Source organism: Kitasatospora sp. NPDC097605 (genome assembly GCF_040302725.1).
Lineage (GTDB): Bacteria > Actinomycetota > Actinomycetes > Streptomycetales > Streptomycetaceae > Kitasatospora.
On record NZ_JBEOSF010000037.1, the window covers coordinates 65,864 to 85,860 of the forward strand.

Sequence of the window (19,997 nt, forward strand, 5' to 3'; positions counted from 1 at the left end):
GTTCACGCGGGCCCGGCAGTGCCGTCCGGCCGCCCCGGACCAGCCCTGTCCCGGACCGCCCGCCGCCTGCGGAGTCGCCCGGCGCTCGGCGCTTCCCGTACACTTCACACGCGACCCGGTCCGCCGGGTCGACTTCGCACGCCCCGCCACCGGTGGACGGAAGCGGCTCCGCCGCCGCCCCCGCCAGGTGCGAGTGCCGCTCGGTCCGCCGAGCCCGGCCGGTCCCAGGACCGCCGGGTGGAAGCGGCTCGGCACGTTCGGGGCGTCAGGCGTGGCTGTCACCTGGCCGCCACGGACAAACCGAGCCTGACCCGGCCGTTCGCACGGGCCGAGCGGGGAGCGCCACCGCGCGCCGACCGCGACGCGACTGCGACGGAGCCGGGCGTAACACCTGAGGAGCACGGCCATGGCCGTCGTCACGATGCGGGAGCTGCTGGAGAGCGGCGTCCACTTCGGTCACCAGACCCGCCGCTGGAACCCGAAGATGAAGCGCTTCATCATCACCGAGCGCAACGGCATCTACATCATCGACCTCCTGCAGTCGCTGAACTACATCGACCGCGCCTTCGAGTTCATCAAGGAGACCGTTGCCCACGGCGGCAGCGTCCTCTTCGTCGGCACGAAGAAGCAGGCCCAGGAGGCCATCGCCGAGCAGGCCACCCGCGTGGGCATGCCCTACGTGAACCAGCGCTGGCTCGGCGGCATGCTGACCAACTTCTCGACCGTCTACAAGCGCCTGCAGCGCCTCAAGGAGCTGGGCGAGCTGGACTTCTCGGACGTGGCCGGCTCCGGCCTCACCAAGAAGGAGCTCCTGGTCCTCCAGCGCGAGCACGACAAGCTGGAGAAGACCCTCGGCGGTATCCGCGACATGCAGCGCGTTCCCAGCGCCGTCTGGATCGTGGACACCAAGAAGGAGCACATCGCGGTCGGCGAGGCCCGGAAGCTCAACATCCCGGTCGTCGCCATCCTCGACACCAACTGCGACCCCGACGAGGTCGACTACAAGATCCCGGGCAACGACGACGCGATCCGCTCCGTCACCCTGCTGACCCGTGTGATCGCCGACGCCGTCGCCGAGGGCCTCAAGGCCCGCGCGGGTGTCGCCAAGGGCGACGTCAAGGCCGAGCCGGGCGCCGACCAGCCGCTCGCCGACTGGGAGAAGGACCTCCTGGAGGGCGAGAAGAAGGCCGCCGAGGCCCCCGCTGCCGAGGCCCCCGCCGCCGAGGCGCCCGCCGTGGAGGCTCCGGCCACCGAGGCTCCGGCCGAGCAGGCCTGACGTACCAAGGGTGAGGGGCACCCGCCGGTACGACACCGGTCGGTGCCCCTCTCTCCCGTGCCGGGGCCGAACCATCGGCCCCGGTGCTACCCCACGCAGACACGCGAGACGCGAGAAGAGATTCACACCATGGCGAACTTCACCGCCGCGGACGTCAAGAAGCTCCGTGAGCTCACCGGCGCCGGCATGATGGACTGCAAGAAGGCCCTGGACGAGGCCGAGGGCAACGTCGAGAAGGCCGTCGAGATCCTTCGCATCAAGGGCCAGAAGGGCGTTGCCAAGCGCGAGGGCCGCGATGCCTCCAACGGTGCCGTCGCCGCGCTCATCGCCGAGGACAAGAAGTCCGGCGTCCTGGTCGAGCTGAACTGCGAGACCGACTTCGTCGCCAAGGGTGACAACTTCGTCCAGGTCGCCGACGCGATCGCCGCCCACGTCGCCGCCACCGCCCCGGCCGACCTGGACGCCGCGCTCGCCTCCGAGATCGAGGCCGGCAAGACCGTCCAGCAGTTCGTCGACGAGGCCAACGCGACCCTGGGCGAGAAGATCGTCTTCCGCCGCTTCGCGCAGTTCGACGGCGACGGCTTCGTCGCGGTCTACCTGCACAAGACCAGCCCCGACCTGCCGCCGGCCGTCGGCGTCCTGGTCGAGCTGGACAAGGAGAACGCCGAGGTCGCCAAGGACGTCGCGCAGCACATCGCCGCCTTCGCGCCGAAGTACCTCTCCCGCGAGGACATCCCGGCCGAGGACCTCGAGAACGAGCGCCGCGTCGCCGAGGCCACCGCTCGCGAGGAGGGCAAGCCGGAGGCCGCCCTGCCGAAGATCGTCGAGGGCCGCGTCACCGGCTTCGTGAAGGAGCACTCCGTCCTGGAGCAGGCCTTCGCGAAGGACAACAAGAAGACCGTCGCCAAGGTCCTCGAGGAGAACGGCGTCGCCCTCAAGCGCTTCGCCCGCTTCCGCGTCGGCGCCTGAGCCACGTTCCATCCGGGCTTCCGGCCGTAGGCTGGAAACCGTCCCCGCCCGCTGACCAGGGCGGCAGGGAACGCGCCGTACGGGCTCACCCAGCGCCATCCGTCCATGGGCGAGCCGCGTCGGCAGCATGAACGACGAGGAGGCCATTGCCGTGCAGGACACCGAACCGGTTCCCGCGGCAGTGGCCTCCTCGCGTGTAGGCGCAGGCCGGGTATCCGCACGTCCGCGCCTGTGAACCAGTAGGTGTAGAAGGAGAAGTCCATGCAGGAGACGCAGGAGACCGCGCAGGACACCGGCACGCGCCGCCGGGTGCTGCTGAAGCTGTCCGGTGAGGCCTTCGCCGGCGGCGGCGGGCTCGGCGTCGATCCGGACGTCGTGCACGCGATCGCCCGTGAGATCGCCACCGTCGTCCGCGCGGGCACCGAGGTCGCCGTGGTGATCGGCGGCGGGAACTTCTTCCGCGGCGCCGAACTCCAGGTCCGCGGCATGGACCGGGCCCGCTCGGACTACATGGGCATGCTCGGCACGGTCATGAACTGCCTCGCTCTCCAGGACTTCCTGGTGAAGGAGGGCATCGAGACCCGGGTCCAGACCGCCATCACGATGGGCCAGGTCGCCGAGCCGTACCTGCCGCTGCGGGCCGTCCGGCACCTGGAGAAGGGCCGTGTGGTGATCTTCGGCGCCGGTATGGGCATGCCGTACTTCTCCACCGACACCACGGCCGTGCAGCGGGCCCTGGAGATCCACGCCGACATCCTGCTGATGGGCAAGAACGGCGTGGACGGCGTCTACGACGCCGATCCCCGGACCAACCCGGACGCGGTCAAGTTCGACGCGCTGGAGTACTCCGAGGTCATCGCGCGCGACCTCAAGGTCGCCGACCTCACCGCGATCACGCTGTGCAAGGACAACAACCTGCCGATGCTGGTCTTCGAGCTGCTCGCGGAGGGCAATATCGCGCGCGCGGTGAAGAGTGAGAAGATCGGCACACTCATCAGCCGGGATTCTGTCCGGGCCTGAGCAGCAACCAGCCGCACCGGACGGCGTCGCCGCCGCGAGGCCCCGCAGCCGACTCCGGTCGGAACAACCGCAGATGAACCGGACAGGGAGATCACAGTGATCGAAGAGACCCTCCTCGAGGCCGAGGAGAAGATGGAGAAGGCCGTCGCCCACGCGAAGGACGACTTCGCGGCCATCCGCACCGGCCGTGCGCACCCGGCGATGTTCGCCAAGATCGTCGCCGAGTACTACGGTGCCAAGACGCCGATCAACCAGCTGGCCTCGTTCTCGGTGCCGGAGCCGCGGATGGCGGTCGTCTCGCCGTTCGACAAGACCGCGCTGAAGGCGATCGAGCAGGCGATCCGGGACTCCGACCTGGGCGTCAACCCGTCGAACGACGGCTCCATCATCCGCGTGGTGCTGCCGGAGCTCACCGAGGAGCGCCGCCGGGAGTTCATCAAGATCGCCCGCACCAAGGGCGAGGACGCCAAGGTCTCGATCCGTTCGGTGCGCCGCAAGGCCAAGGACGCCATCGACAAGCTGGTGAAGGACGGCGAGGTCGGCGAGGACGACGGCCGCCGCTCCGAGAAGGAGCTCGACGACACCACGGCCAAGTACGTGGCCCAGATCGACGAGCTGCTGAAGCACAAGGAAGCCGAGCTGCTCGAGGTCTGATGAACGACGCCCCTGACGCCCCCGGCTACTGGGGCCCGTCCGACCAGCAGTACCAGCCGTACCCGCCGTACCAGCCTGCGCAGGCACCCGCTGCACCTGCGCAGGCTGCCGGCGTACCCGGACACCCGGCGCAGCAGCCCGGGCCGTACGGGCCGTACGGAGCGAGCGACCCCGGCCACCGAACGGGTCACTCCCAGCAGCCTCCGGTGTACTGGGACCCGGACGCGGAGGAGACTCAGGTCATGCCTCCCGTACCGGCCGACCCGGGCCCGCAGCCCGTGCCCCCGCCCGGCGCCGACCCCGCCGAGGGGCCGGCCCGGGAGGCGGGTCGGCTGAGCGGACCGCTGTTCCGCGACGAGCAGCCCGGGACGTCGGAGCCGGGTGCGTCGGAGACGGTCGTGCTGCGCGCGATCACCGACGACACCCCGCCCCCCGCCCCCGCGGGCGGGCCGTACCCCGGCGCGCCGGCCGGACCTGCGGCGGGGCAGCCCTTCCGAGTGCCGTCGTCCCACCCAGGGCAGGAGACACCCGTGGCCCAGGCCGATCCGCAGCCTCAGCCGCCGCAGCGCAAACAGCGCGGCGGCCGCAACCTCCAGGCCGCGATAGGCGTGGGCGTCGGCCTCGGCGCGGTGATCGTCGCCTCGCTGTTCGTCGTCAAGGCCCTCTTCCTGGCCGTGGTGATCGCGGCGGTGTCGGTCGGCGTCTGGGAGCTGACCAGCCGGCTGGCCGAGCGCAAGGAGATCAAGGCGCCGCTGATCCCGCTGGTCGCGGGCGGCGTCGCGATGGTGGCCACCGGCTACTGGTCGGGCATCCAGTGGGCGGCGGCCTCGCTCGCGCTCACCGGGCTCGCGGTGATGGTCTGGCGGATGGCCGAGCCGCCCGAGAACTACCTGCGGGACATAACGGCGGGCATCTTCACCGCCTTCTACGTCCCGTTCCTGGCCACCTTCGTGGCGATGATGCTGGCGGCCGACGACGGCCCGCAGCGGATCGTGCTCTTCCTCATCGTCACGGTGTGCAGCGACACCGGGGCGTACGCGGTGGGCTACAAGTTCGGCAGGACCAAGCTGGCGCCGACGATCAGCCCGGGCAAGACCCGCGAGGGCCTGGCCGGCGGCATCGGCCTGTCGATGCTGGCGGGCGCGCTGCTGATGGAACTGATGATCGACGGCGGCAGCTGGTGGCAGGGCCTGATCCTGGGCGGCTGCGCGGCGGTCACCGCGACCCTGGGCGACCTGGGCGAGTCGATGATCAAGCGCGACCTGGGCATCAAGGACATGGGCACGCTGCTGCCCGGCCACGGCGGCATCATGGACCGGCTGGACTCGCTGCTGCCGACCGCCCCGGTGGTCTGGCTGCTGCTGGCGGCCTTCGTCGGCAGCTGAGACCGCCGCTCCGCGCACAGGGGCCCCGGACGCGCGGCGTCCGGGGCCCCCGCGCGTCTGCGACACTGGAACAACCATGCCTAAGCCCGGAGAACTCACCTTTGTCGCGCCGCGCGGCGCCAAGCCCCCGCGACACCTCGCCGACCTGAGCCCCGCCGAGCGCAAGGAGGCCGTCGCCGAGCTGGGCGAGCAGCCGTTCCGCGCGAAGCAGCTCTCCAACCACTACTTCGGCCGGATGTCCGACGACCCGGCGAGCTGGACGGACATCCCCGCCGCCAGCCGGGAGAAGCTCACCGGGAGCCTGCTGCCCGAGCTGATGTCGGTGGTGCGGCACGTGTCCTGCGACGACGACACCACCCGCAAGACGCTCTGGAAGCTGTTCGACGGCACGCTCGTCGAGTCGGTGCTGATGCGCTACCCGGACCGGGTCACCATGTGCATCAGCTCGCAGGCCGGCTGCGGCATGAACTGCCCGTTCTGCGCCACCGGCCAGGCGGGCCTGACCCGCAACCTGTCCACCGGTGAGATCGTCGAGCAGATCGCCGCCGGGATGCGCGCGCTCAAGGCCGGCGAGATCCCGGGTGGCGAGGCCCGGCTCTCCAACGTGGTCTTCATGGGCATGGGCGAGCCGCTGGCCAACTACAACCGGGTGCTGGCCTCGATCCGCCGGCTGACCGACCCGGCGCCGGACGGCTTCGGCCTGTCCCAGCGCGGCATCACCGTCTCCACCGTCGGCCTGGTCCCGGCGATGAACCGGTTCGCGGACGAGGGCCTCAGCTGCCGTCTGGCGCTGTCGCTGCACGCGCCGGACGACGAGCTGCGCGACGAGCTGGTGCCGGTCAACACCCGCTGGAAGGTCGCCGAGGTGCTGGACGCGGCGTGGAACTACGCCGAGAAGTCCGGCCGCCGGATCTCCATCGAGTACGCGCTGATCAAGGACATCAACGACCAGGCGTGGCGGGCGGACCTGCTCGGCCGGCTGATCAAGAACCAGCGGGTGCACGTCAACCTGATCCCGCTGAACCCCACCCCGGGCTCCAAGTGGACGGCCTCCCGGCCCGAGGACGAGCGCGAGTTCGTCCGGCGGCTGCAGGCGCACGGCGTGCCGACCACGGTCCGCGACACCCGCGGCCAGGAGATCGACGGCGCCTGCGGCCAGCTCGCGGCGGCCGGCTGACCGTCCGGGTCAGCGCAGTCCGGCGGCGGCCAGCGCGGCGGTCGCCCCGCCGGTGACCAGCAGCACGGTGCCGGCCATCAGGGTCCGCAGCACGACGGCGCCGAACAGCAGCCGGGGCGCCGCGCCGAGCCGCAACAGCGCCTCGGCGACGCCCCGGCGGGCGGTGCGCAGCTCGGCCAGCCGGACGGCCACCGCGCCGGCCGCGCAGCCGAGCACCAGGCCGGCCTCGATCGCGGGCAGCACATCGGCGCTGCCGGGCTCGCCGATCCAGTAGCGGACGGTGGTGAGCACCATCGCGAGCGCCAGGGTGAGCACGGCCAGCGGTGCCCCGAGCCGGCGGGCCTGCGCGGTCAGGCCGCGCCCGGCGAGCAGCCGCAGCGGGGTCGGCCGGCCGAGCGCCAGCAGCCGGCCGGCCCAGCCGAGCAGCGGGCCGGTGAGCAGGGCGAGGCCGAGTGCGCAGGCGACCCAGCCGCCGAGGGCGGCGGTGCTGGTGGTGCCGAGACCGGCCGGCAGGTGGATCGGGCGGCCGTCGGCGGCGGCGCCGGGGCGCAGCGCGATCAGTTCCAGGGCGAGGCCGCTGACGGCGAGGCCGATCGGCAGGGCGAGCCGCCACGGGCCGAAGCCGGTCGGCTCGGGCCGGGGGCGGCCGGGGAGGGTCTCGGCGTGCGGGACGGCGCCGGCCGCGGCGAGGCCGGCGGTGAGCGGGACCAGCGCGAGCAGGGCGACCGGCGCGGCGGCCGGGAGGGCCACGCCCATGCCGAGCTCGTCGGCGAGCGCGGGTCCGGCGATGTCGTTGCGCAGGACCAGGAAGAGCAGCAGGGTGAGGCCGGCGCCGGTGCCGCAGGCGAGCGCGACCTCGCCGGCGATCAGGGCGCGGATCCGGCCGGCCCCGGCGCCGGCGGTGGTGAGGCCGGTGATCCGTGCGGCCCGCCGTCCGGGCAGGGCGCGGGCGGCGACGGCGGCGAACCAGGCGACCGCTGCCAGCGGGGGCAGGCACCAGAGCAGCCGGACGACCGCGTCGGAACCGGCTGCCGGGTCGCTCATCGCCCGGCCGAGGGCGCGCAGCAGGAAGGCGGCGACGATGGCGCCGGCCAGGGCGGTCAGCAGCCAGCGGCCGAGGTCGAGGGCCCGGTAGCCCCGGGCCAGACGGAGGTAGAACACCTGGCCCCCTCAGCGGCCGGCGGCCGGGACGGCGGTGACCCCGCTCGGGCCCGCGGCGGCGGTGACGCGCGGCACGGGCGCGACGGGGCCGCTCAGGCGTCCGTCGGCGAGGGCGACGGCGCGGTCCGCGTACCGGACGAGCTCGGGGTCGTGGGTGGCCAGCACGAGGGTGAGCTGGTGGGAGCGGGCCGCGCTGGTCAGTATCCGCAGGACCTGCTCGGCGGTCTCGCGGTGCAGCGGCGCGGTGGGGTCGTCGGCGAAGACGACCGGGGGGAGCGGGGCGAGGGCCCGGGCGACGGCGATCCGCTGGCGCTGGCTCTGCACCAGCCGGTCGGGCCGGACCTTGGCGAGTTCGCCGACGTCCAGCCGCTCCAGCCACTCGTCGGCGGCGGTGCGGGCGGCCTTGCCGCCGGCGCCGGCCAGCAGCAGCGGCAGCGCGACGTTCTCCCGGGCGGTCAGTTCGGGCACCAGGTGCGGCTCGGAGCCGACGAAGCCGAAGCGGTCGCGGCGCAGCCGTTCCCGGCCGGCCCGGCCGAGGGTGTGCACGGGGGCGCTGTTGAACCAGACCTCGCCCTCGTCGACCGGGAGCAGCGCGGAGAGGCAGCCGAGCAGGGTGCTCTTGCCGGAGCCGCGCGGGCCGGTGACGGCGAGGACCTCGCCCTCCCGGACCCCGATCGAGACGCCGCGCAGCGCGGGGGTGCCGTGATGGGACTTGACGATCCCCCGGGCCCACAGCACGTCGTTGTCAGGAGGGGCCGCTGCCATGAGGTTCCGTCCTGGGGGGCCGCAGGGATATGACAGTCGTCAGATTAGAACGATCGGGCCTGGGCGCGGGCGCGGCACACTGCTCCATCCGGGGCAAATCACCCGCAATCAGGCGTGTTTGATTCAAAGTGCGGTCCGATGAACGGATCGATGAACGGATCGGGGAACGGATCGGGGAACGCCGCAGGGCGGCCCCGCCGAAGCGGGACCGCCCTGTGACGGAGGGTGGGGAAGAAAGTCCTGGGATCAGAGCTTCGCCCACGCGTCGGTCAGGCTGGTCCGCAGGATCTGCTCGATCTCGTCGAAGGTCGACTGGTCGGAGATCAGCGGCGGGGCCAGCTGGATGACCGGGTCGCCACGGTCGTCGGCGCGGCAGTACAGGCCGTTGTCGAAGAGGGCCTTCGACAGGAAGCCGTAGAGGACGCGCTCGACCTCTTCGTCGTTGAACGACTCCTTGGTGACCTTGTCCTTCACGAGCTCGATGCCGTAGAAGTACCCGTTGCCGCGGACGTCGCCGACGATCGGCAGGTCGCGCAGCTTGCCCAGGGTGTTCAGGAAGGCCGACTCGTTGTCGAGCACGTGCTGGTTCAGGCCCTCGCGCTCGAAGATGTCGAGGTTGGCCAGCGCCACCGCGGAGGAGACCGGGTGGCCACCGAAGGTGTAGCCGTGCAGGAAGGTGTTGTCGCCCTTGTAGAACGGCTCGGCGAGGCGGTCCGAGATGATCGTGGCGCCGATCGGGGAGTAGCCCGAGGTCATGCCCTTGGCGCAGGTGATCATGTCGGGCTGGTAGCCGAACTTGTCGGCGCCGAACATGGTGCCCAGGCGGCCGAAGGCGCAGATGACCTCGTCCGAGACCAGCAGCACGTCGTGACGGTCGCAGATCTCGCGCAGGCGCTGGAAGTACCCGGGCGGCGGCGGGAAGCAGCCACCGGCGTTCTGCACCGGCTCGACGAAGACGGCGGCGACGGTGTCGGCACCCTCGTTGAGGATGGCCACCTCGATCTCGTCGGCGCACCAGCGGCCGTAGGCCTCGGGGTCGACCGTGCCGTCGGGGGCCTGGAGGAAGGCCGGGGCGCGGTAGATGTTGGTGTTCGGCGCCTTGTGGGTGCCCGGCACCAGCGGCTCGAACGGGGCCTTCAGGCCCGGCAGGCCGGTGATGGACAGGGCGCCCTGCGGGGTGCCGTGGTAGGCGACGGCGCGCGAGATGACCTTGTACTTGGTCGGCTTGCCGGTCAGCTTGAAGTACTGCTTGGCGAGCTTCCAGGCGGTCTCGACGGCCTCGCCGCCACCGGTGGAGAAGAAGACCTTGTTCAGGTCGCCCGGGGCGTAGTTGGCCAGGCGCTCGGCCAGCTCGACGGCCTTCGGGTGGGCGTAGCTCCACACCGGGAAGAAGGCGAGCTCCTTGGCCTGCTTGGCGGCGGCCTCGGCGAGCTCCTCACGGCCGTGGCCGGCCTGGACGACGAACAGGCCGGCGAGGCCGTCGAGGTACTTGCGTCCCTTGTCGTCCCAGACGTAGGTGCCCTCGCCCTTGACGATCGTCGGCACGGGGGAGTTCTCGTACGACGACATGCGGGTGAAGTGCATCCACAGGTGGTCGTAGGCGGTCTTGGAAAGGTCCTTCTGCGCCGGGTCGGCTGTCATCGGGTGCCCCAGGTGTAGGTCTGTTTCCGGAGCTTCAGGTAAACGAAGCTCTCGGTGCTCCGCACGCCGGGAAGCGCGCGGATGCGCTTGTTGATCAGTTCGAGCAGGTGCTCGTCGTCCTCGCAGACCAGTTCGGCCAGGAGGTCGAACGAGCCCGCGGTGCAGACGACGTAGTCGACCTCGTCGAGGGCGGCCAGCGCGTCGGCGACGGGTTCGATGTCGCCCTCGACCCGGATTCCGACCATCGCCTGGCGGGTGAAGCCGACGGTGAGCGGGTCCGTGACGGCGACGATCTGCATCACGCCCTGGTCGAGCAGCTTCTGGACACGCTGCCGCACGGCCGCCTCGGACAGGCCGACGGCCTTGCCGATGGCGGCGTACGGGCGGCGCCCGTCCTCCTGGAGCTGCTCGATGATCGCCTTGGAGGCGGCGTCGAGGGGAACGCTGGCGTTCCGGTCGCGGTTGGCCACGTCGCCACTGTGCCCGATCGGTCTCGTGTTGGCAAGCGCGGTAGCTGCTGATTTCGTCGTGATCTTGGAAAACGCATACGGATTTCATCGTCTTCGCGCCGTCGTCCTGTCGATACCGGCAGTTGTCGGGCTACCCTGGCTGCGGTACACGCGCGGCCCCGCAGCGCCGCGCGCATTCCGCCAAACCAGTGGACCGCGGCACTTGCGGCGCGGCCACTCGGCGCCCTTCGTCGGCCGGTCCGGCCGACGTACCATGGCGCCGGATTCTGCAACGCCGCAGGCCGAGACCGAGGAGAGACCCGTGAGCGACCTTCGCACGCTGCGCAACTACATCAACGGTGAGTTCGTCGATGCGGCCGACGGCCGCACGCTCGACATCGTCGACCCCACCACCGGCGAGGTCTACGCGACGTCCCCGCTGTCCGGCGCCTCCGACGTGGACGCCGCCATGGACGCCGCCGCGGCCGCGTTCCCGATCTGGCGCGACACCACCCCGAGCACCCGGCAGAAGGTGCTGCTCAAGGTCGCCGACGCGGTCGAGGCCCGGGCCGACGAGCTGGTGGACGCCGAGTGCCGCAACACCGGCAAGCCGCGGGCGCTGACCCTCTCCGAGGAGATCGGCCCGATGGTCGACCAGATCCGGTTCTTCGCCGGTGCCGCCCGCCTGCTGGAGGGCAAGGCCGCCGGTGAGTACATGGACGGCATGACCTCGATCGTCCGCCGCGAGCCGGTCGGCGTCTGCGCCCAGGTCGCGCCGTGGAACTACCCGATGATGATGGCGGTCTGGAAGTTCGCCCCGGCCATCGCCGCCGGCAACACCGTCGTGCTGAAGCCCTCCGACACCACCCCGGCCTCCACCGTGCTGCTGGCCGAGATCATCGGCGGCGTGCTCAAGGAGCTGGAGCTGCCGGCCGGCGTCTTCAACGTGATCTGCGGCGACCGCGAGACCGGCCGCCTGATGGTCGAGCACAAGACCCCGGCGATGGCCTCCATCACCGGCTCGGTGCGCGCCGGCATCCAGGTCGCCGAGTCCGCCTCCAAGGACGTCAAGCGCGTCCACCTGGAGCTGGGCGGCAAGGCCCCGGTCGTGGTCTTCGAGGACGCCGACATCGCCGAGGCCGTCGAGGGCATCTCGGTCGCGGGCTTCTTCAACGCCGGCCAGGACTGCACCGCCGCCACCCGCGTGCTGGTGCACGAGTCGATCCACGACGCCTTCGTCGAGGCGCTGGCCAAGGCCGCCGCCGAGACCAAGACCGGCGGCGTGGACGACGAGGACGTGCTGTACGGCCCGCTGAACAACGCCAACCAGCTGAAGCAGGTCTCCGGCTTCATCGAGCGCCTGCCGGAGCACGCCAAGGTCGAGGCCGGTGGCCACCGGGTCGGCGACAAGGGCTTCTTCTACGCCCCGACCGTCGTCTCCGGCCTGCAGCAGGACGACGAGATCATCCAGAACGAGGTCTTCGGCCCGGTCATCACCGTGCAGCGGTTCTCCGACGAGGACCAGGCCGTCGGCTACGCCAACGGTGTGGAGTTCGCGCTGGCCTCCTCGGTGTGGACCAAGGACCACGCCCGCGCCATGCGGATGTCGCGCCGCCTGGACTTCGGCTGCGTCTGGATCAACACCCACATCCCGCTGGTCGCCGAGATGCCGCACGGCGGCTTCAAGAAGTCCGGCTACGGCAAGGACCTCTCGTCCTACGGCTTCGAGGACTACACCCGCGTGAAGCACGTCATGACCGCGATCTAGCGGGTCGTGACCGTCAGCGCTGGATGACCGCGATCTAGCGGGTCGTGACCGTCAGCGCTGGATGACCGCGATTTGATGAGCTGTTGATCGCGTGATCGTGCAGTCGGGCCATGGGCCCGGGTCCTGGTGACCCGGGCCCTTGTGCTTTGCACCCTGTCGGCGGTGGGCACGACCGACTGACAGGATGGACCTCCATTTCGGCCCGACGAGTCCCTAGCCTTGCCGCATGAGCATCCCCACCGCTGACTCAGCCGCCGGCCAGGCCGTCAAGGCCGCCGACCGCGCGCACGTCTTCCACTCGTGGTCCGCCCAGGCGCTGATCGACCCCCTCGCGGTGGCCGGCGCCGAGGGCTCGTACTTCTGGGACTACGACGGCAACCGCTACCTCGACTTCTCGTCGCAGCTGGTCAACACCAACATCGGGCACCAGCACCCGAAGGTGGTCGCGGCGATCCAGGAGCAGGCGGCGAAGCTCTGCACCATCGCCCCCGGCTTCGCGGTCGAGTCGCGCAGCGAGGCCGCCCGGCTGATCGCCGAGCGCACCCCGGGCGACCTCGACAAGATCTTCTTCACCAACGGCGGCGCCGAGGCCAACGAGAACGCCATCCGGATGGCCCGGCTGCACACCGGCCGGCAGAAGGTGCTCTCCACCTACCGCTCGTACCACGGCGCCACCGCCAACGCGATCGCCCTGACCGGCGACCCGCGCCGCTGGGCCAACGAGACCGGCGTCTCCGGCATCGTGCACTTCTGGGGCCCGTACCCGTACCGCTCCAACTTCCACGCCGAGAACGAGGCGCAGGAGTGCGAGCGCGCGCTGGCCCACCTGGAGCAGGTCCTCGCCTTCGAGGGCCCCGGCACCGTCGCGGCGATCATCCTGGAGACCGTGGTCGGCACCGCGGGCATCCTGGTCCCGCCGCCCGGCTACCTGGCCGGCGTCCGGGAGATCTGCGACCGCTACGGCATCGTCTTCATCCTCGACGAGGTGATGGCCGGCTTCGGCCGCACCGGCGAGTGGTTCGCCGCCGACCACTGGGGCGTCACCCCCGACCTGCTCACCTTCGCCAAGGGCGTCAACTCGGGCTACGTGCCGCTCGGCGGCGTGGCGATCAACGCCGAGATCGCCGCCACCTTCGCGGAGCGGTCGTTCCCCGGCGGGCTGACCTACTCCGGCCACCCGCTGGCCTGCGCCTCCGCGGTGGCGACCATCAACACGATGGCCGAGGAGGGCATCGTCGAGAACGCCAAGCACATCGGCGAGACCGTGCTCGGCCCCGGCCTGCGCGAGCTGGCCGAGCGCCACCCGTCCGTCGGCGAGGTGCGCGGGCTCGGCGTCTTCTGGGCGCTCGACCTGGTCCGCGACCGGGCCACCCGCGAGCCGCTGGTGCCGTACAACGCGGCCGGCGCCGCCAACGCGCCGATGGCCGAGCTGGCCGCCGCCTGCAAGCAGCGCGGGCTCTGGCCGTTCGTCAACATGAACCGCTTCCACGTCGTCCCGCCGTGCACCGTCACCGAGGAGGAGGCGAAGACCGGCCTCGCCGTCCTCGACGAGGTGCTGTCGCTGACCGACGCGCACACCGTCTGACACACCGACAGGACGGCCCCGGGCGCTCCCCCCGTGCGCCCGGGGCCGCGCCACGCCCCGGAGGCCCCACCATGCCCAGCACCACCACGACCCGCCGCCCGAGCGGGGCCCGCCGGCCGACCCGCCGCCGGGTGCTCGGCGCCACCGCCGGGCTGTTCGGGACCGCCGCCCTGACCGGCTGCGGCATCCCGTCCGCCTACGTGGAGGAGGACCGCCGCTCCGCCCCCGACCGCTCGGAGGACGAGAAGCGGCTGGGTTTCTCCAACTGGACCCAGTACATCGACGTCGACGACGACGGCGGGCGCCCGACCCTGGCCGCGTTCACCGAGCGGACCGGGATCAGGGTCACCTACACCGAGGACATCAACGACAACGACGAGTTCTTCGGCAAGATGGGGCCGGTGCTCACCCAGGGCACCGACCCCGGACGCGACCTGATGGTGGTCAGCGACTGGATGGTCGGCCGGTACATCGGGCTCGGCTGGGTGCAGACCGTGGACCGGGCCAACCTGCCCAACGTCACCGCGCAGCTGGACCCCCAGCTGGCCGACCCGGCGGTCGACCCCGGGCGCCGGCACAGCGTGCCCTGGCAGTCCGGGATCACCGGCATCGCCTACAACCGCAAGGAGCTCGGCCGCGAGCTGAAGTCCGTCTCCGACCTCTGGGCGCCCGACCTGAAGGGCCGGGTCACCCTGTTCGCCGGGCTGGACGAGGCGCTCGGCCTGCTGATGCTCTCCCACGGCGCCGACATCACGGCCTTCACCGAGGACGACGCGCACCGGGCGATGGACCTGGTGCAGCGGATGGTCGACAGCCGGCACGTCCGCCGGTTCACCGGCAACGACTACACCAGCGACCTGGCCTCCGGCGCCGCGCTGGCCTGCCAGGCGTACTCCGGCGACGCCGTCCAGCTCACCGCCGAGAACCCGGACATCGCCTTCGTGGTGCCCGAGGAGGGCGGCGAGCTCTGGGCCGAGAGCCTGCTGATCCCCAACCGGGCCGAGCACAAGCGCAACGCCGAGCTGCTGATCGACCACTACTACCAGCCCGAGGTGGCCGCCGAGCTGGCCACCGCCGTGCAGTACATCTGCCCGGTGCCGGCCGCCCGCGAGGTGCTGGCGGCCAGCGGGGACCGGGAGAAGGCGGAGCTGGCGGAGCACCCGCTGGTCTTCCCGACCGAGGAGATGCGCGGACGGCTGCGCACCATGCGCGACGTCACCTCCGCCGAGCGGCCCGGCCTGCACAAGGTGTGGACCCGCATCACCGGGGTCTAGGCGCTCCTACTGCCGAGTGCCGACTCCCGGCCGACGGCTAGCGGCGCACGGCGTCCAGCGCGAGCAGGGCGACGTGCAGCGAGAGGCAGGACTCGACCTGGTCGAGGTCGACCCCGAGGATCCGCTCGACCTTGTGCAGCCGGTCGTAGAAGGACGGCCGGGACAGGTGCGCGGCGTCCGCCGCCGCGGACTTGTTCCGGCCCTGCTCCAGGTAGATCCGCAGCATCTGCACCAGCTGGCCGTTGTGCTCGGCGTCGAAGGCGAGCAGCGGGCCCAGTTCCCGCTCGACGTAGGTCTGCAGCCGGGCGTCGTCGCGCAGCAGGTGCAGCAGGCCGCGCAACCGTACGTCGGGCAGCCGGTAGTACGACGCCGCCCGGCCGCCGGGCCCGTCGTGCAGCGCGGCGTCGGCGACCTGGGTGGCCTCCAGCAGGGTGCGCCGGGCATCGCGCACCGAGCCGACCGAGGAGCCGACCGCGACCACCGGCGCGGGCGCGGCGGGATCCCGGGCCGCCTCGGCGGCCAGCCGGCGCAGCGCCGCGGCGAAGGCGTCCAGCGCGGCGTGCTCGTCCTGCTGGGGGCCGAGCGTGATCAGCACCCCGACACCCTCGTCGTCCAGCGCGCCGACCAGCGCGGAGAGCCGGCAGGCGCGGACGGCGCTCGCCGCCAGTTCGGTGAAGTCGCGCAGCCGGGCCTGCGCCTCCAGCGCGGCGGGGATCGGGCCGCGCCGCTGGCGCAGCACCGCGCCGACCAGCCGCCGTCCCTCCAGCGGGACGCCGAGCGCCTGGGCGCGCAGCGCCACCTCGGAGACGGTCAGCGCGTGGGTGAGGATGCCGGAGAGCAGGGTGCGGTGGGTCTGCCGCTCCAGGCTCTCCCGGTCGCGGACCACCAGCCGGTTGAGCGCCAGCGCGGAGGCGCCGCGCTCCAGCAGCATGGTGAACGGGTGCGGGCCGCCCTCCGGCAGCGGCCCCGGCTCCTGCACCAGCACCAGCCGGCCCCAGTCCTGGCCGCGGGCGCCGACCGTGGTGACCAGCCAGCCGCTGCGCGGGTCGTGGCCGGTGCGCCCGGGCGGGCGGACCCCGCGGGAGCGGCGCTCCCAGTCCTCCAGCAGCTCGGCCTCGGGCCGTCCGGCGGGGTCGTGGGTGAGCACCTGGTGGGCGAGGTTCTCCAGGACGACCGGGGCGCCCGCGAGGCGGGCCACCTGGCGGACCACCTCGGCCGGTTCGGCGCCCTCCACGACCAGCTCGTTGAAGACCTGGTGGATCGCCTCGGAGGTGCGCAGCTGCTCCAGCTGGGCATTGACGACCAGGGCGTGCACCGCCTCGGTGACGGCGACGAAGCGCAGCTCGCGGCGGAGCGCGATCAGCGGCAGGCCGCGCTGCTCGGCGGCGTGCACCAGGGCGCGCGGCAGGGTGTCGAAGTAGCGCCGGCCGAACTCGATGACCAGCCCGGCCGCGCCGATGTCGGCGAGCTCGCGCACGTACCGGGCCAGGCCCTCGCGGTCCTCGGGCAGGGCGATGCCGGTGCTCAGCACCAGCTCGCCGCCCTGCAGCATGCCCGCGACATCGGGCAGCTCGCTGACGTGCACCCAGCGGACCGGGCGTTCCAGGTGAGCGGCGCCGGCCACCACCTGGGGCAGGCCGCGGCGCATCACCTCCAGGTCGAGCACATGGGCGACGGTGGGGAGCATCGCGGGCCTCCAGGGTTCAGAGTGTCAGGGAAATCATCCATCGCGGCGACGACCTGTTGCCCTGCCCGAAGCCTTGCACCCTGTAAGGCGCTTCACGCCGAGGTTGTCGCAGTGACCCTTGTCACGCCACGGCGGCACCGGGCATGGTCAGCGGGTCGGCAGTGGCGAGACCCGGACCTCACCGGTGATCAACCGGTGGACGTCCCGCACCGCCCCCGAGCCCCGCGCCCCCGCGCTCGACCCGAAACCGGTCGGACGGCGCCGGTGCGGGGCCTCGGCCCGCCGGCGCGTGCGGCACGGCGGGGCCGGGACGGCCTTCCGTGCGGCACATGAACCACCCGGATTTGGAGGAAGACATGGACCTGACCGACTTCGGCGCGGGCGCGCAGTACATCGCGGGCCGGTGGAGCCGGGGGAGCGGCGAACCCTTCCAGGTCGTCAACCCGGCCGACGGCAGCGTCGTCGAGCAGGTCACCCTGGCCTCCACCGGGCAGGTCGACGAGGCCGTGGCCGCCGCCCGGGCCGCCCTGCCCGAGTGGGCCGGCGCCACCCCCGGTGCCCGCTCCGAGGCGCTGACCCGGCTGGCCGCCGTGCTCACCGACGCGGCCGCCGACCTCGCCCGGGTCGAGACCGCGCAGACCGGCAAGCCGATCAAGCTCTCCACCGAGTTCGACGTCCCCGGCACCATCGACAACGCCGCCTTCTTCGCCGGCGCCGCCCGCAACCTGGAGGGCAAGGCCGCCGGCGAGTACTCGGGCGACCACACCTCCTACGTGCGGCGCGAGGCGATCGGCGTGGTCGGCTCCATCTCGCCCTGGAACTACCCGCTGCAGATGGCCGCCTGGAAGGTCCTGCCGGCGATCGCGGCCGGCAACACCATCGTCCTCAAGCCGGCCGAGCTGACCCCGCTGACCTCGCTGATGTTCGCCCGGGCCTGCACCCTGGCCGGCATCCCGGACGGCGTGGTCAACGTCGTCACCGGCGCGGGCCGGGTCGCGGGGGAGCACCTGGTCTCGCACCCGGACGTCGCGATGGTCTCCTTCACCGGCTCCACCGCGGTCGGCAAGCGGGTCGCCGAGCTCGCCACCGCGACCGTCAAGCGCACCCACCTGGAGCTCGGCGGCAAGGCCCCGTTCGTGGTCTTCGACGACGCCGACCTGGACGCCGCCGTGCACGGCGCGGTCGCCGCCTCGCTGATCAACGGCGGCCAGGACTGCACCGCCGCCACCCGCGCCTACGTCCAGCGGCCGCTCTACGACGCCTTCGTGGCCGGCGTGGCCGAGCTGTACGGCGCGATCCGGCTGGGCGACCCGCTCGACCCGCGGACCGACCTCGGCCCGCTGGTCTCCTTCACCCACCGCGACCGGGTGGCCGGCTTCGTCGAGCGCGCCCGCGGCTACGCGACCGTGGTCACCGGCGGCGCCGCCCCCGAGAAGGGCCACGACGGCACCGACCTCACCCGCGGCGCCTACTACCGCCCCACCCTGATCACCGGCGCCGCCCAGGACAGCGAGGCCGTCCAGGGCGAGATCTTCGGCCCGGTCCTGGTCGTGCTGCCCTTCGACAGCGACGACGAGGGCCTGCGGCTGGCCAACGACACCCCCTACGGCCTGGCCGCCTCGGCCTGGACCGGCAATGTGCACCGCTCGCTGCGCGCCACCCGCGAGATCGCGGCGGGCTGCGTCTGGGTCAACGACCACATCCCGATCATCAGCGAGATGCCGCACGGCGGCTACAAGTCCTCCGGCTACGGCAAGGACATGTCGCAGTACTCGCTGGACGAGTACACCCAGGTCAAGCACGTCATGTTCGACACCACGGCGGTCGCCCGCAAGGACTGGCACCGCACCGTCTTCGGAGACAGATAACCGGACCGGGTGGTCCCCCACACCCCCTTCGCCCCCCAGGAGGCCCGTCCCATGGCGTTCAACGAGCTCACCGACGGACTGTCGGAACCGGTCCGCAAGGCCTGGGAACGCAGTCTGACCAGTGGCCGGGCCGCACTCAGCCGGCGCACCGTGCTGCGCGCCGCCGCCCTCACCGCCGGCGCGGGCTCACTGGCCGCCTGCGGCATCCCGCCGGCCAGGACCGTCAACGGGACCGGTGACTCCACCGCGAACGCCGCCAAGGACCTCTCGGAGAGCGAGCGGGAGGTGAACTTCTCCAACTGGCCGCTCTACATCGACACCGACGAGAACGACAAGGAGAAGCACGGCACCCTGGAGGCCTTCACGGCCGCCACCGGGATCAAGGTCAGGTACACCGAGGACGTCAACGACAACGTCGAGTTCTTCGGCAAGGTCAAGCCGCAGCTCGCGGCCGGTCAGGACACCGGCCGCGACCTGATGGTGCTCACCGACTGGATGGCCGCCCGGATGATCCGCCTCGGCTGGGCGCAGAGGCTCGACCCGGCCAACGTCACCACCGCCATCACCACCATCGACTCCCGCTTCCGCGCCCCGGACTGGGACCCGGGCCGGCTGTACAGCTACCCGTGGGCGGGCATCCAGGTGGTCGTCGCCTACAACAAGAAGGCCACCAAGGGGAAGGCGGTCACCAGCGTCGCCCAGTTGCTGGAGGACCCCGACCTCAAGGGCCGGGTGACCTTCCTCTCCGAGATGCGCGACAGCATCGGCATCACCCTGCTGGACATGGGCAAGGACCCGGCGAAGTTCACCGCCGACGACTACGGGGCCGCCGTCGCCCGGCTGCAGAAGGCCGTCGACAACAAGCAGATCCGCCGCTTCACCGGCAACGACTACGGCCAGGAGCTCTCCTCCGGCGACATCGCCGCCTGCGTCGCCTGGGGCGGCGACCTGATCCAGCTGCGCGCCGACAACCCCGACATCGAGTTCGCCATTCCCGAGAAGGGTTTCGTGAGCAGCACCGACAACCTGCTGGTCCCGGCCAAGGCCCAGCACAAGACGAACGCCGAGAAGCTGATTGACTTCTACTATCAGCCGAAGATCGCGGCGCAGCTGACCGCAGGGATCGGCTTCGTCTCCGCCGTCGCCGGCATGCCGGAGGAACTGGCCTCCATCGCCCCCGACAGCGCGGCCAACCCGCTGGTCGTCCCCACCCCCGAGATGGCGGCCAAGGCGCACGTCTTCCGGACCCTCACCGAGGCCGAGGAGAGCGACTTCGAGGAGAAGTTCTCCAAGCTCATCGGCGCCTGACCCCCCATTG

Annotated in this window: 16 protein-coding genes; 11 read left to right on the plus strand and 5 right to left on the minus strand. The window is 72.0% G+C overall.

Features of this window, described 5'->3' with window-relative positions:
* Window positions 1-406 precede the first annotated feature (406 nt).
* The 6 genes from rpsB to rlmN all read left to right on the plus strand — a co-directional run bounded on the left by rpsB (window position 407) and on the right by rlmN (window position 6,481).
* Window positions 407-1,276 carry a 30S ribosomal protein S2 gene (gene rpsB / locus ABTX81_RS31165; RefSeq protein ID WP_350552569.1) on the plus strand — a complete coding sequence of 290 codons (870 nt, stop codon included), beginning with the start codon at window positions 407-409 and terminating at the stop codon, window positions 1,274-1,276.
* Between the two features lie 129 nt (window positions 1,277-1,405).
* Window positions 1,406-2,245 carry a translation elongation factor Ts gene (tsf, locus tag ABTX81_RS31170; protein WP_350552572.1) on the plus strand — a complete coding sequence of 280 codons (840 nt, stop codon included), beginning with the start codon at window positions 1,406-1,408 and terminating at the stop codon, window positions 2,243-2,245.
* 261 nt (window positions 2,246-2,506) lie between these two features.
* Complete coding sequence (gene pyrH, locus ABTX81_RS31175) at window positions 2,507-3,265, plus strand: UMP kinase (RefSeq protein WP_350552575.1); 759 nt, start codon at window positions 2,507-2,509, stop codon at window positions 3,263-3,265.
* A gap of 96 nt (window positions 3,266-3,361) precedes the next feature.
* Window positions 3,362-3,919, plus strand: a complete 558-nt coding sequence (gene frr, locus ABTX81_RS31180) for a ribosome recycling factor (protein WP_344337868.1) — start codon at window positions 3,362-3,364, stop codon at window positions 3,917-3,919.
* Between the two features lie 242 nt (window positions 3,920-4,161).
* Window positions 4,162-5,304, plus strand: coding sequence for a phosphatidate cytidylyltransferase (locus ABTX81_RS31185; protein ID WP_350552579.1), 1,143 nt, complete (start codon window positions 4,162-4,164; stop codon window positions 5,302-5,304).
* A gap of 76 nt (window positions 5,305-5,380) precedes the next feature.
* A complete protein-coding gene (rlmN, locus tag ABTX81_RS31190; RefSeq protein WP_350552582.1) occupies window positions 5,381-6,481 on the plus strand; it encodes a dual-specificity RNA methyltransferase RlmN in 1,101 nt (366 codons plus the stop codon).
* 9 nt (window positions 6,482-6,490) lie between these two features.
* On the opposite strand, the gene ABTX81_RS31195 is transcribed toward rlmN, so the two are convergent.
* From ABTX81_RS31195 to ABTX81_RS31210, 4 genes are all read right to left on the minus strand, one after another.
* Window positions 6,491-7,642, minus strand: a complete 1,152-nt coding sequence (locus ABTX81_RS31195; protein ID WP_350552585.1) for a hypothetical protein — start codon at window positions 7,640-7,642, stop codon at window positions 6,491-6,493.
* Window positions 7,643-7,651: 9 nt separating this feature from the next.
* Window positions 7,652-8,407 carry an ABC transporter ATP-binding protein gene (locus ABTX81_RS31200; protein WP_350552588.1) on the minus strand — a complete coding sequence of 252 codons (756 nt, stop codon included), beginning with the start codon at window positions 8,405-8,407 and terminating at the stop codon, window positions 7,652-7,654.
* 246 nt (window positions 8,408-8,653) lie between these two features.
* Window positions 8,654-10,048 carry an aspartate aminotransferase family protein gene (locus tag ABTX81_RS31205; protein ID WP_350552590.1) on the minus strand — a complete coding sequence of 465 codons (1,395 nt, stop codon included), beginning with the start codon at window positions 10,046-10,048 and terminating at the stop codon, window positions 8,654-8,656.
* Window positions 10,045-10,518, minus strand: coding sequence for an Lrp/AsnC family transcriptional regulator (locus ABTX81_RS31210; protein ID WP_030243538.1), 474 nt, complete (start codon window positions 10,516-10,518; stop codon window positions 10,045-10,047). Before ABTX81_RS31210 ends, ABTX81_RS31205 begins: the two co-directional genes overlap by 4 nt.
* 253 nt (window positions 10,519-10,771) lie before the next feature.
* Between ABTX81_RS31210 and ABTX81_RS31215 the strand changes: the two genes are divergently transcribed.
* The 3 genes from ABTX81_RS31215 to ABTX81_RS31225 all read left to right on the plus strand — a co-directional run bounded on the left by ABTX81_RS31215 (window position 10,772) and on the right by ABTX81_RS31225 (window position 15,124).
* Window positions 10,772-12,265 carry a gamma-aminobutyraldehyde dehydrogenase gene (locus tag ABTX81_RS31215; protein WP_350552594.1) on the plus strand — a complete coding sequence of 498 codons (1,494 nt, stop codon included), beginning with the start codon at window positions 10,772-10,774 and terminating at the stop codon, window positions 12,263-12,265.
* A 226-nt stretch (window positions 12,266-12,491) separates the two neighbouring features.
* Window positions 12,492-13,850, plus strand: coding sequence for an aspartate aminotransferase family protein (locus ABTX81_RS31220; protein ID WP_350552597.1), 1,359 nt, complete (start codon window positions 12,492-12,494; stop codon window positions 13,848-13,850).
* A 71-nt stretch (window positions 13,851-13,921) separates the two neighbouring features.
* Window positions 13,922-15,124 carry a polyamine ABC transporter substrate-binding protein gene (locus ABTX81_RS31225; protein WP_350552600.1) on the plus strand — a complete coding sequence of 401 codons (1,203 nt, stop codon included), beginning with the start codon at window positions 13,922-13,924 and terminating at the stop codon, window positions 15,122-15,124.
* A gap of 37 nt (window positions 15,125-15,161) precedes the next feature.
* Here the strand turns inward: ABTX81_RS31225 and ABTX81_RS31230 are convergent, their stop codons facing one another.
* Window positions 15,162-16,811, minus strand: a complete 1,650-nt coding sequence (locus ABTX81_RS31230; protein ID WP_350552602.1) for a PucR family transcriptional regulator — start codon at window positions 16,809-16,811, stop codon at window positions 15,162-15,164.
* Between the two features lie 356 nt (window positions 16,812-17,167).
* Here ABTX81_RS31230 and ABTX81_RS31235 point away from each other — a divergent pair, with 356 nt between their 5' ends.
* A complete protein-coding gene (locus ABTX81_RS31235; RefSeq protein ID WP_350552605.1) occupies window positions 17,168-18,679 on the plus strand; it encodes a gamma-aminobutyraldehyde dehydrogenase in 1,512 nt (503 codons plus the stop codon).
* A gap of 51 nt (window positions 18,680-18,730) precedes the next feature.
* Window positions 18,731-19,987, plus strand: coding sequence for a polyamine ABC transporter substrate-binding protein (locus ABTX81_RS31240; protein WP_350552608.1), 1,257 nt, complete (start codon window positions 18,731-18,733; stop codon window positions 19,985-19,987).
* Window positions 19,988-19,997 lie beyond the last annotated feature (10 nt).